The organism is Pseudomonas sp. (assembly GCF_048269965.1).
Taxonomy (GTDB): Bacteria; Pseudomonadota; Gammaproteobacteria; order Pseudomonadales; family Pseudomonadaceae; genus Aquipseudomonas.
In genome coordinates this window covers 41,275-53,859 of the sequence record NZ_JBLWTV010000008.1, presented here as the reverse complement: position 1 = coordinate 53,859, position 12,585 = coordinate 41,275, and the positions used below count along the sequence as shown (strand labels likewise).

The window sequence follows — 12,585 nt, the reverse complement described above, 5'->3', positions numbered from 1 at the left end:
GGAGCGCTTGCATGGGACTGTGGCAACGAACGCCTGATATCGATGCACTCAACACGACCCTGAAAAACAGCATTGGCGAGGTACTGGACATTCGTTTCGAAGCCTTCGACGACGAATCGCTCAGCGCCAGCATGGTGATCGACTCGCGTACCCACCAGCCCTACGGCCTGCTGCACGGTGGCGCCTCGGTGGTGCTGGCGGAAACCCTCGGCTCCACCGCCAGCTACCTGTGCATCGACAGCAGCCGTTTCTACTGCGTCGGTCTGGAGGTCAATGCCAACCATCTGCGCGGTTTGCGCAGCGGGCGTGTGCATGCAGTGGCGCGGCCGGTGCATCTGGGTCGTACCACTCATGTCTGGGACATTCGCCTCAGCGGTGATGACGGCAAGGTCAGCTGCATCTCGCGGCTGACCATGGCCATCGTTGCCCTGGGTGATCAGCCCCCGAAACTTTAAGTTTCTGCCTGCAATTTCATCCAAGATTTGCCCGGTCCGTGGCGCTACAGTACGCGCCATGGACCAGATCACTCATATTCAAAGCAGCTTGCCCGGCGTTCGTCTGATCGATGCCGAGTACCGCCGCTTCGCCTTTCCCCGGCACTTTCATCTGGAGTACCACGTCGGCCTGCTGATTCAGGGGCAGCATCGCTACGCCTATGGCGGTGAGCGCCGGCATGTCGGGGCGGGGGACGTGCTGCTGATGGCGCCGGAAGGGATTCATGACGGCGCCTGCCTGGACGGCCAGAGTTACCGCATCCGGGTGATGGCGTTCGATCCCTCCTGGCTGGATGAAGCCAGTCGTACCCTGAGCGACGGCCGTCAGGGCGCACCACGCCTGACCACCAGCAGTCTGCGTCACCCGCTGCTGTCGCAGCACCTGCAACGCTTTCATGCGGCGATGCTGGGCGGCTCGAGACTGGCCCAGGAAGAGGCGCTCTGGCAGGCGCTGGCTCATCTATTGGAGATGGGCTCGACCTTGCGTGTCAGCGAGCCACATCGCGTCTTCGATCAGCAGACCTGGCAGCGTCTGCGCGATTGGCTGGAGAGCCGCCTGGACGATCCGCCCACGCTGGAGGAAATCGCTGCTTTCTGTGCCATGAGTCCCTGGCAGGCATTGCGGCGTTTCCGCCAGCACACCGGCTTGCCGCCGCATCAGTGGCTGACCCAGCTGCGTCTGCAGCGGGCGTTGCCGCTGCTGTTGGCAGGTGAGCCTCTGAGCGAGATTGCCTTACGGCTGGGCTTCTACGATCAGGCGCATTTCTCGCGGCTGTTTCGCCGCACTTACGGTCTGCCACCGGCGCGCTTGCGTCAGGGCTGATTCAGCCGCCTGTCTCACCCTTTTCATTTCCTGGAGATCACCATGCAGGAGACATCCGTCTTGCTGTCGCTGGCCGCCGTGTTCGCGGTGGCGCTTGTCAGCCCCGGCCCCGATGTGGCGCTGGTGGTGCGTACCGCGCTGCATCAGGGCCAGCGTGCGGGCCTTCTTAGCGCGCTGGGCCTGGCCTGCGGCATTCTTTTGCATGGCACGCTGGTGCTCAGCGGCGTGGCTCTGCTGCTCAGTCGTACCCAGTGGTTGTTCGATCTGGTGCAGATCGGCGGCGCACTCTACCTGGGCTGGCTGGGGATCGGCGCGGTGCGTGCCTGGTGGCGCGGCAGTGCTGGCCCGAGGCGCCTGGATGGCGAGCTGACGCCCTCGATCTTCGGCCCCTGGTTGCGCGGCGTGTTCACCAATCTGGGCAACCCCAAGGCGCTGGTATTCTTCCTGGCATTGCTCAGCAGCCTGGTACCCGCCGACATGTCGCTCCCCGGCAAGGTGGCCTGCGCCGCGCTGCTGTTCGGCCTGAGCCTGTTCTGGTTCGGCCTGCTGGGGCTGACCCTGAGCCGGCCGCTGATGCGCCAGCGGTTGCTGCAGGTGGCGCCGACCATCGACTTCCTCTGCGGCCTGGTATTTCTGCTGGTGGCTGCCAGCATCGTTGGACGTCTGCTGCTATAGCCCTGGCCATTGCGCCGCAATCAATGGCCGTTACGGTCATTGCCGCCGGTTCACGGCTGCCGGAGAATCCGGGCTTATTCGCCTTTTCGAGTTCCATGATGCCGCAGCCGATCTTCTTCGCTCATGCCAACGGCTTTCCGTCCGCCACCTACGGCAAGCTGTTCGCCGCGCTGGCGCCGGATTTCCAGATTCGACACCTGGAACAGCACGGCCATGACCCGCGTTTTCCGGTCAATGACAACTGGTCGAATCTGGTCGATGAGCTGATCCATCACCTCGAAGGCGGCGACGAGCCGGTCTGGGGCGTCGGCCATTCGCTCGGCGGCGTATTGCATTATCACGCCGCCTTGCTTCGTCCCGAGCTGTACCGTGGGGTGGTGATGCTCGATTCGCCGGTGCTGACCCTGGCCGACCGCATGGTGATTCGCGCCGCCAAGCGTTTTGGCTTCATCGACCGCATCACGCCAGCCGGCCGCACGCTTGGGCGCCGTGAAGCCTTTGTCGATCTCGTCGAGGCGCGAGACTATTTCGCCGGCAAGAGCCTGTTTCGGCGTTTCGATCCCGAGTGCCTGGACGCCTATGTCAGTCATGGTCTGCAACTGAGCGAGCAGGGATTGCGCCTGAAATTCGATCCGGCCACCGAGATCAGTATCTATCGCAGCGTGCCGCACACCTCACCAGGGCTGCCACAGCAGCTGGCGGTGCCGCTGGCCATGGTGCGCGGTCGCCACAGTCGGGTGGTGTTGCCGCATCATGCGCGCCTGCTGCGGCGCATGCCGCGCGCGGAATATCACAACCTGCCTGGCGGCCATATGTTCCCTCTGGAACGTCCGCAGGTCACTGCCGATCTGCTGCGTCAGCTGTTCACCCGCTGGGCTGGTAGCCAGGAGCAAGGTGCATGAGCATGGATTTCGAGGAAGTTCGCCTGAGCCTGCCGCATATCGAGTTGGCGGCTCATCTCTACGGCCCAGAGGACGGTGTGCCGGTTCTGGCGCTGCACGGCTGGCTGGATAACGCGGCGAGCTTCGCGCGCCTGGCGCCGAAACTCGAGGGGCTGCGCATCGTCGCCCTGGATTTTGCCGGTCATGGTCATTCCGAGCATCGTTCGGCTGGCGCCGGTTACGCGCTGTGGGATTATGCCTTTGACGTGCTGCAGGTCGCCGAGCAGTTTGGCTGGGAGCGTTTCTCCATTCTCGGCCACTCCATGGGCGCGATCACTGCGGTGTTGCTGGCGGGGGCGATGCCCGAGCGGATCGCGCGCCTCGCCCTGATCGACGGCCTGGTTCCCTATACCGGTGAAGCCGAACAGGCGCCACACAAGCTCGGTGAGGCGCTGCGGGCCAGGCAGGCACTGAATGACAAGCGCAAACCGGTGTACGCCGAAATGGCGCGCGCTGTCGAAGCGCGTATGAAGGGCGTCGGCGCGGTCAGCCGTGAGGCGGCCGAGTTGCTGGCGCAGCGTGGCCTGATGCCGGTGCCGGGCGGCTACACCTGGCGCACCGACAGTCGCCTGACCTTGCCGTCGCCGCTGCGCCTGAGCTGGGCGCATGCGCAGGCGTTCGTTCGTGCGCTGCAGTGCCCGGTCAGTCTGGTATTGGCGGAGCAGGGCATGATGGGGGCGCAGTCGGCCGTGCGGACCCTGCTGCAGGAATTGCCGTTCGAGGTACACCGTCTGCCCGGTGGGCATCACCTGCATCTGGATGATGAAACCGGCGCGCAGCTCGTAGCGGATTGTTTCAATCCATTCCTGCGCTTGCCTTGACTTGCCTGCGGCCCTGGGGAAAGGTGTGGCGGTCTGCCATGGAGGATCGCATGATCGACCCGTTAAAAGTCGCCACTCGCTGTACAGCAAGCTCACCCGCCGTGTTTCTTCAGTGGACTGCCACCTCATGAAGGGGCCTGTGCAGTTTCTTTCTGCGGTGCTTGCCACGGTCTGCAGCGGTGTCGCACTGGCGGCCGATCTACCTGGCAGTCGCGACCTCGAGGTATTGCCACGTTTTCCCGCCAGTCACATCGTCGCGTTCAAGGAAGCGGCCGATGTCGAGCGTATCTACCCGCAAGGCTCCATTCGCCGCATCAGCGGGCGGTTGCGCTATGAGCGGGAAATTCTGGTGCAAGGCCAGCACAGTGTGGTGACCTATGAACTGCCGCGCACCCACAGTGCCGATCAGGTATTCACGGCGGCGCGGGAGACTTTGCTGGAGCAGGGCGCCGAACTGCTCTACTGGTGCCAGGGCCGTGAGTGCGGCGCGAGCAGCCTGTGGGCCAACTCGGTATTCGGCAATGCCACGCTGTATGGCTCCGATGACCAGCAGGCCTATGCGCTATTGCGCCTCGCCGAGCCGAATCACGAAAGCCTGCTGGCGCTTTACAGCATCACCCGTGGTAATCGCCGTGCTTACCTGCATGCCGAGCAACTGGACGCCGAAGCCCCTCTGGGCGTATTGCTGCCGACGCCGGCGACCTTGCTGCGTCAGTTGCGCAGCGATGGGCAACTGAAACTGCCCGACGAAGCCAGGGCCGACAGCGCCTGGGTGCAGGTGCTGGCGCGCAGCCTGAATCTCGACAGCACCTTGCGTGTCAGCCTTGCCGGCAGCCAGGCCGAGGCCTGGCGCGAGGCGTTGATCGAGCAGCGCGTGCGCGAAGCGCGCCTGGAGTTGGGTGAGCGCTCGGATGAAACACTGAGTGTGCGTTTGTTGCGTTAAGCTAGCATTCGCAATCGCCTGTCGCAGAGCGCCCGTAAGGGCGCTTTGTCGTTTCGTCGAAGGGAGTTTCGCTTGATGGCCACTAATGATCGTCTGCTGGTGCAGATTCTTCTGCTCGGCCTGCTGGCTGCCAGCCTCTGGGTGCTGGCACCGTTCTGGTCGGCGCTGTTCTGGGCCGCCGTGCTGGCCTTTGCCAGTTGGCCGCTGATGCGCCTGCTGACGCAATTGCTCAATGGGCGCCTGTCGCTGGCGGCGGGCATCCTGACGGGGGTCTGGGTGGTCATGGTCGCGGTGCCGCTGGTCTGGCTGGGCTTCAACCTGGCTGACCACATCAAGGATGCCAACGCCCTGGTCAAGGATCTGCAGGTCGAGGGCCTGCCGCCACCGCCGAGCTGGCTGGCCAGCATTCCGCTGGTCGGTGATCGCCTGGTGGAGCTGTGGCGCACCATCGACCAGCAGGGCGCTGCCTTCTTCGACACGCTGCGGCCCTACCTGGGCCAGGTCGGCAACTGGCTGGTGGCGCGTAGCGCGAAGATCGGTGCGGGTATGGTCGAGCTGGCCCTGAGCCTGGTGCTGGTGTTCTTCTTCTACCGTGATGGCCCGCGCCTGGCGGTGTTCGTGCACAGCCTGCTGGAGCGGCTGATCGGCGAGCGTGCCGATCATTATCTGGAGCTGGTTGCCGGCACCGTGCAGCGTGTGGTCAACGGCGTGATCGGCACCGCCGCCGCGCAGGCCGTGCTGGCTTACATCGGTTTCGTCATCGCCGGGGTGCCGGGGGCGCTGGTGCTGGGCCTGCTGACCTTCGCCTTCAGCTTCATCATGATCCCGCCGCTGATCTGGGGCCCCGCCGTGGCCTGGCTGGTGTGGCAGGGGGAGATCGGCATGGCGATCTTCCTCGGTGTCTGGGGCTTCTTCATCATCAGCGGGGTGGACAACATCCTCAAACCCTACCTGATCAGCCGTGGCGGCAACCTGCCGCTGGTGGTGGTGCTGCTCGGCGTGTTCGGCGGCATCCTGGCGTTCGGTTTCATGGGCCTGTTCCTTGGCCCGACGCTGCTGGCGGTGGCTTACAGCCTGCTCAGCGATTGGGTGACGGACAAGACGCCAGCGGCCGAAGCGGCAGTGGACAAACCGCTGCCAGGCGAGGAGCCACGCGGCTGATCAGCCGCGTTCGCTTTCGTACTTGTCGAGGGTGTCGCGAGCGATCTGCCGACCCAGCATGATCAGCTCCGGCGCCTTGTAGAACTCGAAGAAGCGGCAGACGCGCTTGGGCACGTTGATCAGGATGTCCGGCGGGTAGCCAGCGATCTTGTACTGCGCCAATGACGTCTGCATCACCTCGAAGCTCTGGTTGACCAACTCCAGCAGCGAAGCTGGCCCGCTGAATTCGGCTACCCGTGAGCCGCTGGCGGATTTCGGCGCGGGTTCATCATCGTCTTTGTGGCTGGGCGCCGCGGCCGGGCTGATGTCATCGGCGAGCCGCTGCTGCTCGGCGAGCAACAGGCTTTCGTCCTCGCTCTTGCGGCGAAAACTGGGCAGGCGCGAGCCGAGCGACGTCATCAACTGGTCGATGCGACCCTTGAGGGCCGCAGGGCGCTCGATTACCGGCAACTGATAGTGATTCTGGTTGGTGGCATTGAGGTTGACCGCGATGATCAGGTCGCAGTGGCTGGAAACCACCGGCACGATCGGCAGCGGATTGAGCAGGCCGCCGTCGACCAGCATGCGCTTGCCCTGGATGACCGGCGTGAACAGGCTGGGAATCGCCGCCGAGGCGCGCATCGCCTGGTGCAGGCAGCCTTCCTGGAACCAGATTTCCTGCTGGTTGGTCAGGTCGGTGGCGACGGCGGTGAAGGGGATGGCGAGGTTTTCGATGTCCACCTCGCCAACGATTTCCTGAATGCGCCCGAATACCCGCTCGCCACGGATGGCGCCGAGGCGGAAGCTGACATCGAGCAGGCGCAACACGTCGAGATAATCCAGACTTTCCGTCCATTCGCGGTATTCGCGCAGCTTGCCTGCGGCAAAGATGCCGCCGACCACAGCGCCCATCGAGCAGCCGGCGATGCAGCCGATTTCGTAACCGCGCTCCTGCAATTCCTCGATCACACCGATGTGCGCATAGCCGCGCGCACCTCCCGAGCCCAGCACCAGCGCCACTTTCTTGCTCATTGACGAATTCCCCCAGTGAAGCTTCGACCTTACTCGTGCAATCGAGCTGAGCCAAGGCAGTCTTTGCTAGAATCCGCCGCCAGTTATCGCGGTGAGAGAAAAACCATGAGCGACCCCATTCGTTTGACCCAGTACAGCCACGGCGCCGGCTGCGGCTGCAAGATTTCGCCGAAGGTGCTCGAGGTGATTCTCGCCGGCAGCGGCGCGCAGAATCTCGACCCCAGACTCTGGGTCGGCAACGCCTCGCGCGATGACGCAGCGGTGTATGCCATCGATGAAGAGCGCGGCGTGGTCTCCACCACCGACTTCTTCATGCCGATCGTCGACGACCCTTACGATTTCGGGCGTATCGCCGCGACCAACGCCATCAGCGACATCTACGCCATGGGCGGTGATCCGTTGATGGCCATCGCCATCCTTGGCTGGCCGGTCAACGTGCTGGCCCCAGAAATTGCCCGAGAGGTGATTCGCGGTGGCCGCACCGTGTGCGATGAAGCCGGTATCCCGCTGGCGGGCGGTCACTCGATCGATGCGCCGGAGCCGATTTTCGGCCTGGCCGTGACCGGTCTGGTGGCCAAAACCAACATGAAGCGCAACGACACCGCCACGGCGGGTTGCCAGCTGTACCTGACCAAGCCCCTTGGCATCGGCATCCTCACCACGGCAGAGAAGAAGGCCAAGCTGCGTGATACGGACATCGGTCTGGCGCGTGACTGGATGTGCACCCTGAACAAGCCGGGCAGCCGCTTCGGCAAGCTTGCCGGCGTGCGCGCGATGACCGACGTCACCGGCTTCGGCCTGCTTGGCCACCTGGTGGAAATGGCCGATGGCAGCGGCCTGAGTGCTCGCGTCGAGTTCGCCAGGGTGCCGCGTCTGCAGAGTGTCGAGCACTATCTTGAACAAGGCTGCATACCGGGTGGCACCTTGCGCAATTTCGACAGTTACGCTGACAAGATCGCGCCGCTGCCCGAGCTGGCCAAGCTGCTGCTGTGTGATCCTCAGACCAGCGGTGGCCTGCTGATTGCCGTGGCACCGGAAGGTGAGGCCGAGTTCCTCGCCGTGGCCGCCGAATTGGGGCTGAATCTGGCGCCCATCGGTGAGATGGTCGAGCGACAGCGTTACGCGGTCGAGGTGCTCTGATGCGCGACAACTGCACCGACTACCGCGATCTGTTCCTGCATGACCGGGCGATGATGGATACCCGTGCACCGGTCGAGTTCCATAAAGGCGCCTTCCCCGGCGTGATCAATCTTCCGCTGATGACCGATCTCGAGCGACAGAAGGTCGGCACTTGCTACAAGCAGCAAGGTCAGCAGGCGGCCATCGAACTGGGCCATCAACTGGTCAGCGGCCATACCAAGGCCGAGCGTATCGAGGCCTGGGCCGCCTTTGCCAAGGCCAATCCTGACGGTTACCTGTACTGCTTTCGCGGTGGCCTGCGTTCGCAGATCGTCCAGCAATGGCTGAAAAGCGAGGCGGGCATCGACTACCCGCGCGTGGTCGGTGGCTACAAGGCCATGCGCACCTTCCTGCTGCAGACCACCGAGGAGGCCGTGCAAGCGTGCGATTTCGTGCTGGTGGGCGGGATGACCGGCACCGGCAAGACCGAGGTGATCAGCCAGTTGAGCAACAGCCTGGACCTGGAAGCGCACGCCAATCACCGAGGCTCCAGCTTCGGCAAGCGCGCCACTGGCCAGCCCGAGCAGATCGATTTCGAGAATGCCCTGGCCATCGATCTGCTCAAGCGCCGTGCCGCGGGGCTGCAGCAGTTCGTGCTGGAAGACGAGTCGCGTCTGATCGGCCGCTGTTCATTGCCATTGCCGCTGTATCAGGCGATGCAGCATCATCCTCTGGTGTGGTTGGAGGACAGCCTGGCCAATCGCGTGGAGCGTATTCTGCAGGCCTACGTGGTCGAGTTGTGTGCCGAGTTCGTTGCAGCCCAGGGGGCCGAGGAGGGCTTCACCGCGTTCGCCGCACGCTTGCGCGAGAGCCTGGCCAATATCACCCGTCGCCTGGGTGGCGAGCGCTATCAGCGCCTGGCAACTATCATGGAGCAGGCGCTGCAGGAGCAGCAGGTCGATGGCCAGGTGGATACCCATCGCGGCTGGATCGAAGCCTTGCTGGTCGAGTACTACGATCCCATGTACGTGTTCCAGCGCGAGAGCAAATCCGGGCGAATTGAGTTCGCCGGGGAGCAGCAGGCTGTGGTGCAATACCTGCGTAAGCGAAACGGCGGGTGAGGCGGGCACTTTCCTTCTGCCGTAGCGTCATACACTGGGCCTAGCGGGGCGTTGAAAACTACCTGCGTTGCCAATGCTGCGTTAAAAACAGGCTCACAGTCGCAGACTGAACGCGCTTTAGCGCGGCCCCGAGGGGGGAGCGAAGCGAATCAAGTGCTCATTTACAGCACGTAAAGTCGGGCGCGACCCCGGTCGTTTTGACTCGCTGCGTTCGCCCTTCGGGCCAGCCTTCGGCTGATACTCCCGCTGGTCGTAGCGCCTGTTTTTGCGGGGCCGCCATCGGTATTGCGCTGGCTGCCTCGCCTACGTTTTCAACAACCTGCTACACGTAGTCATATCCGTTCGAGGAGTGTGGTCGATGAAACACTGGATCTGTTTGCCGCTGCTTGCGGTGGTGCTCACCGGCTGCGCCGGCAAGACCGTCTACCGTGATACCTGTGCCAATCAACTGGATGCCGCATGGAAAGAGCTGAGCATCGCCGAGGCCGAAGGCTTCGCCGGTACCGTGAGCTATTCCAAGGCACTTTCGCTGCTCACCGCTGCCAAGACTCAGCAGCAGTTCGAAGCCTATGAAGGCTGCACCAGCAAGGCCGAGCGTGCGCGCTTCTACATCCGCGAATCGCGAGCGGGGCGTTGATGCAGCTCGACTTTTCCGATCTGAGCCCGCTCGAGGCTTATCGCTGGCTGGCTTCCAGTGTCACCCCACGGCCCATCGCCTGGGTCTCCACCCGTTCCGCCGACGGCGTGGCGAACCTGGCGCCGTTCAGCTTCTTTCAGGTGATCAGTGACAACCCGCCGACCTTGCTGGTCAACGTCAACACCCGCGACGATGGCAGCCTCAAGGACAGCCTGCGCAATGCCCAGGCCAGCGGCGAACTGGCGATTCAACTGGTCAGCTTCGCACAGGCCGAGGCGATGAACGCCAGCGCCGCGATCCTGCCTCATGAAGTCAGCGAGTTCGCCCACTGTGGCATCGCCAGCCAGCCGTGCGAGCGCATCGACGTGCCGCGTGTCGTCGGCGCACCGGTGACCTTCGAATGCCGTGTGGCGCAAATCCAGCCCTATCCGGCGCAACGACCCAACTGCCATCTGATCTTCGCCGAAGTGTTGCTGGCGCATATCGATGACGCAGTGCTCAACCAGCAGGGGCGCATCGACCCGCTCAAACTCGACCTGGTGGGTCGCCTCGGTGGCAGCGCCTATTGCCGCACACGGGATCTTTTCCAGATGCAGCGGCCCTGAACCCGTTCTGAAAACGACGTCCAGTTAACTCTCCCGGTCATCTTGCTGCCTGCTGGCTTGTCGCCAGTAGCGTTGCGCTCTTATGTTCCAGAATTGTCAGGCCGTTGAAAAACGTAGGCGAGGCAGTATTGCCAACGCACGACTGCATGGATGCAGGAGGTAGAGCGACGCAGGAAGCCAAAGCCGAGGTGGTTTTTCAACAGCCTGTTAGGGCTGGCTGCAGTAGGCAGGGGGATGTCATGGGGGGCTCATTGAGCAAGCGGCTGGCCAGTCTGAGCACGACCAGCAAGTTGATGACGGGTTTTGCTCTGGTATTGATGCTGACCGCTCTGGTGGCTGTTACCGGTTTGCTGGCCTTGCGTGAAGTGAGTGCTGGCGCCGAGCTGCAGCAGCGCATGAGTGCGCTCGGCGAGCAGGTGCTGCGCATGCGCCAGAGCGAGCAGACGTTCGCGCTGAGTGGCGACGGTCAGCACGCCGAGCGCCTGGCCGAACAGGCTGAGAGCATTTTGCAGACCGGGCAGGCACTGCAAGGTGAGCTCGACAGCGACACGGCCGCGATTCTGGCGCAGGTCGAGCCTGCGCTGGCCGACTACCGCAGCGCCTTTGCCCGCTACGTTGAACTCACCGACAACATGCAGCTGTCTCTGCAGGCCGCCGACTGGCTGGTGGTCAGCGCGGCCAACAGTCTGGACCTGCTGCAGGAAGGGCTGGCGGAAGACGGCGTCGACCTGCTCAAGAGTACCCAGGGCGAGCAGGGCGGCGATTCGGTTCTGCAGGCTGGCAAGGTCGGCAAGATTCATCAGTTGCTGCTGCAGGCGCTGGATCAGGCTCGCCAGCGCCTGGAGGCCAGCCGGCGCAGCGATAGCAGTGAGCAGGCGGAGATTGCCCAGGCCGGTGAGGCGCAAGCCATGGCTGCCGAGTTGCGCGATGCGCTGGACGACCCCGGTTATGCTGCGGTGCTCGGCGAGGTGGTGGTCAACGTCGACTCCTTCAACGAGCGCCTGAAGGAATACGCCACCCAGTTGCAGCAACAGAAACAGGTTTACGGCCAACTGGTCGCCCAGGTCGAGCAACTGCTGCAGCAAGTCGAGCTGGCGCTGGACACGCAACGTCAGGTCATGCGCGCCGAGCGCCAGGCCAGCAGCGGTCTGATCATCGTGGCAGCGGCCCTGGCGCTGCTGTTCGGTCTTGGCGCGGCGATCATGATCAGTCTGGCCATCGTGCGTCCGCTCAAACGGGTGATCGGCCTCGCCGAATCCATCGCCAGTGGTGACCTCAGCGTGCACATCGAACAGGATCGGCGCGATGAAATCGGTCAACTGCTGGCTGCCATGCACGGCATGTCCGCCAACCTGAGAGATATGGTTGGCCGCCTGCAGGGCGGTGTGGCGCAGATATCCAGCTCCGCCCAGAGCCTTTCGACAACCGCCGAGCAGACGCGCCAGGGCGTCAATGGGCAGAAGCTGGAGACCGATCAGGTCGCCACCGCCATGAGCCAGATGACGGCCACGGTGCACGAGGTGGCGCGCAATGCCGAGGCCGCAGCGGCTTCCACCGAGCGCGCTGACCAGCGTGTCGGTGCGGGCAGTCAGGTGGTGCGCCAGACCCTGCAGCGTATCGAGCAACTGGCGCGCGCCATGGACGCCACTACCGAGAGCATTCAGCGCCTGAGTCAGGACACTCAGCGCATCGATGCCGTACTCGACGTGATCAAGAGCGTTGCCGAGCAAACCAACCTGCTGGCGCTCAACGCGGCCATCGAAGCGGCGCGCGCGGGAGAGCAGGGGCGTGGATTCGCGGTGGTCGCCGATGAGGTACGGGCACTGGCAAAGCGCACTCAGCAATCCACGGCGGAAATCGAGTCGCTGATCGCGGCCTTGCGTGAAGGCAGCCGCCGCGCCGTGACCGACATGGAGCAGAGCGCCAGCCTGGTGAACCTGACGGTTGGCGACGCCAACCAGACCGAAGGCGCCTTGGCGGCCATTGCCGAGGCGGTGGGCCTTATCTCGGAGATGAACCAGCAGATCGCTGCGGCAGCCGAGCAGCAAACCGCCGTGGCCGAGGAAATCAACCGCAGCGTCACCTCGATCCGCGATATCGCCGATCAGTCAGCCACGGCCATGGACGAAACCGCTGCCTCGAGTATCCAGCTGGCTGAGCTGGGGCGTGAGCTGCAGGGTATGGCAGGGCACTTTCGCCTGACATAGCGTCTGCCCTCACAGTTTCGTGAGCAA

13 protein-coding genes and 1 pseudogene are annotated in these 12,585 nt (G+C 63.8%); 13 read left to right on the top strand and 1 reads right to left on the bottom strand.

The genetic code is table 11. The features are described 5' to 3' along the window. Nucleotides 1-11: 11 nt before the first annotated feature. The 7 genes from ACN0X6_RS11380 to ACN0X6_RS11350 all read left to right on the top strand — a co-directional run bounded on the left by ACN0X6_RS11380 (nt 12) and on the right by ACN0X6_RS11350 (nt 5,858). Nucleotides 12-455, top strand: a complete 444-nt coding sequence (locus ACN0X6_RS11380; protein WP_192985135.1) for a hotdog fold thioesterase — start codon at nt 12-14, stop codon at nt 453-455. Between the two features lie 58 nt (nt 456-513). Continuing rightward, nucleotides 514-1,317, top strand: a complete 804-nt coding sequence (locus ACN0X6_RS11375; protein WP_417703999.1) for an AraC family ligand binding domain-containing protein — start codon at nt 514-516, stop codon at nt 1,315-1,317. Nucleotides 1,318-1,359: 42 nt separating this feature from the next. Further along, the gene (locus ACN0X6_RS11370; RefSeq protein WP_417703998.1) at nt 1,360-1,992 is read left to right on the top strand and encodes a LysE family translocator; all 633 of its coding nucleotides are present in this window, start codon (nt 1,360-1,362) and stop codon (nt 1,990-1,992) included. A 98-nt stretch (nt 1,993-2,090) separates the two neighbouring features. Continuing rightward, on the top strand, nt 2,091-2,894 hold the full coding sequence (locus tag ACN0X6_RS11365; protein WP_417703997.1) for an alpha/beta fold hydrolase: 804 nt from the start codon (nt 2,091-2,093) through the stop codon (nt 2,892-2,894). Then, the gene (locus ACN0X6_RS11360) at nt 2,891-3,754 is read left to right on the top strand and encodes an alpha/beta fold hydrolase (RefSeq protein WP_417703996.1); all 864 of its coding nucleotides are present in this window, start codon (nt 2,891-2,893) and stop codon (nt 3,752-3,754) included. The genes ACN0X6_RS11365 and ACN0X6_RS11360 overlap by 4 nt, the downstream gene beginning before the upstream one ends. Nucleotides 3,755-3,881: 127 nt before the next feature. Beyond that, the gene (locus ACN0X6_RS11355) at nt 3,882-4,697 is read left to right on the top strand and encodes a DUF4892 domain-containing protein (protein WP_417703994.1); all 816 of its coding nucleotides are present in this window, start codon (nt 3,882-3,884) and stop codon (nt 4,695-4,697) included. Between the two features lie 75 nt (nt 4,698-4,772). Further along, nucleotides 4,773-5,858 (top strand): AI-2E family transporter, encoded by a 1,086-nt coding sequence (locus tag ACN0X6_RS11350; RefSeq protein ID WP_417703992.1) that lies wholly within the window; start codon nt 4,773-4,775, stop codon nt 5,856-5,858. Here the strand turns inward: ACN0X6_RS11350 and ACN0X6_RS11345 are convergent, their stop codons facing one another. After that, entirely contained in the window at nt 5,859-6,869 is a 1,011-nt protein-coding gene (locus ACN0X6_RS11345; RefSeq protein ID WP_417703991.1) for a patatin-like phospholipase family protein, read from the bottom strand. It lies immediately after the preceding gene. Between the two features lie 105 nt (nt 6,870-6,974). On the opposite strand from ACN0X6_RS11345, the gene selD reads away from it, so the two are divergent. The 6 genes and pseudogenes from selD (at nt 6,975) to ACN0X6_RS11315 (ending at nt 12,558) form a co-directional block, all read left to right on the top strand. Continuing rightward, entirely contained in the window at nt 6,975-8,009 is a 1,035-nt protein-coding gene (gene selD / locus ACN0X6_RS11340; protein WP_417703990.1) for a selenide, water dikinase SelD, read from the top strand. Next, nucleotides 8,009-9,109, top strand: coding sequence for a tRNA 2-selenouridine(34) synthase MnmH (gene mnmH, locus ACN0X6_RS11335; RefSeq protein WP_417703989.1), 1,101 nt, complete (start codon nt 8,009-8,011; stop codon nt 9,107-9,109). The genes selD and mnmH overlap by 1 nt, the downstream gene beginning before the upstream one ends. Nucleotides 9,110-9,467: 358 nt before the next feature. Then, nucleotides 9,468-9,746: a hypothetical protein gene (locus tag ACN0X6_RS11330; protein ID WP_192985162.1), complete on the top strand. Its 279-nt coding sequence runs from the start codon at nt 9,468-9,470 to the stop codon at nt 9,744-9,746. Next, the gene (locus tag ACN0X6_RS11325; RefSeq protein ID WP_417703987.1) at nt 9,746-10,351 is read left to right on the top strand and encodes a flavin reductase family protein; all 606 of its coding nucleotides are present in this window, start codon (nt 9,746-9,748) and stop codon (nt 10,349-10,351) included. The genes ACN0X6_RS11330 and ACN0X6_RS11325 overlap by 1 nt, the downstream gene beginning before the upstream one ends. A 146-nt stretch (nt 10,352-10,497) precedes the next feature. Next, nucleotides 10,498-11,700: pseudogene (locus tag ACN0X6_RS11320) on the top strand (HAMP domain-containing protein); the annotation flags it as partial. Further along, a complete protein-coding gene (locus ACN0X6_RS11315) occupies nt 11,683-12,558 on the top strand; it encodes a methyl-accepting chemotaxis protein (RefSeq protein WP_417704231.1) in 876 nt (291 codons plus the stop codon). The pseudogene ACN0X6_RS11320 and the gene ACN0X6_RS11315, both read left to right, overlap by 18 nt. Nucleotides 12,559-12,585: the final 27 nt, after the last annotated feature.

Bases quoted from the DNA above. Each gene is read 5' to 3' on its own strand.
- ACN0X6_RS11325 (WP_417703987.1), top strand. From the start codon at position 9,746: ATGCAGCTCGACTTTTCCGATCTGAGCCCGCTCGAGGCTTATCGCTGG.
- ACN0X6_RS11330 (WP_192985162.1), top strand. From the start codon at position 9,468: ATGAAACACTGGATCTGTTTGCCGCTGCTTGCGGTGGTGCTCACCGGC.
- ACN0X6_RS11370 (WP_417703998.1), top strand. From the start codon at position 1,360: ATGCAGGAGACATCCGTCTTGCTGTCGCTGGCCGCCGTGTTCGCGGTG.
- ACN0X6_RS11355 (WP_417703994.1), top strand. From the start codon at position 3,882: ATGAAGGGGCCTGTGCAGTTTCTTTCTGCGGTGCTTGCCACGGTCTGC.
- mnmH (WP_417703989.1), top strand. From the start codon at position 8,009: ATGCGCGACAACTGCACCGACTACCGCGATCTGTTCCTGCATGACCGG.
- ACN0X6_RS11360 (WP_417703996.1), top strand. From the start codon at position 2,891: ATGAGCATGGATTTCGAGGAAGTTCGCCTGAGCCTGCCGCATATCGAG.
- ACN0X6_RS11380 (WP_192985135.1), top strand. From the start codon at position 12: ATGGGACTGTGGCAACGAACGCCTGATATCGATGCACTCAACACGACC.
- ACN0X6_RS11350 (WP_417703992.1), top strand. From the start codon at position 4,773: ATGGCCACTAATGATCGTCTGCTGGTGCAGATTCTTCTGCTCGGCCTG.
- ACN0X6_RS11375 (WP_417703999.1), top strand. From the start codon at position 514: ATGGACCAGATCACTCATATTCAAAGCAGCTTGCCCGGCGTTCGTCTG.
- ACN0X6_RS11345 (WP_417703991.1), bottom strand. From the start codon at position 6,869: ATGAGCAAGAAAGTGGCGCTGGTGCTGGGCTCGGGAGGTGCGCGCGGC.
- ACN0X6_RS11365 (WP_417703997.1), top strand. From the start codon at position 2,091: ATGCCGCAGCCGATCTTCTTCGCTCATGCCAACGGCTTTCCGTCCGCC.
- selD (WP_417703990.1), top strand. From the start codon at position 6,975: ATGAGCGACCCCATTCGTTTGACCCAGTACAGCCACGGCGCCGGCTGC.
- ACN0X6_RS11315 (WP_417704231.1), top strand. From the start codon at position 11,683: ATGCACGGCATGTCCGCCAACCTGAGAGATATGGTTGGCCGCCTGCAG.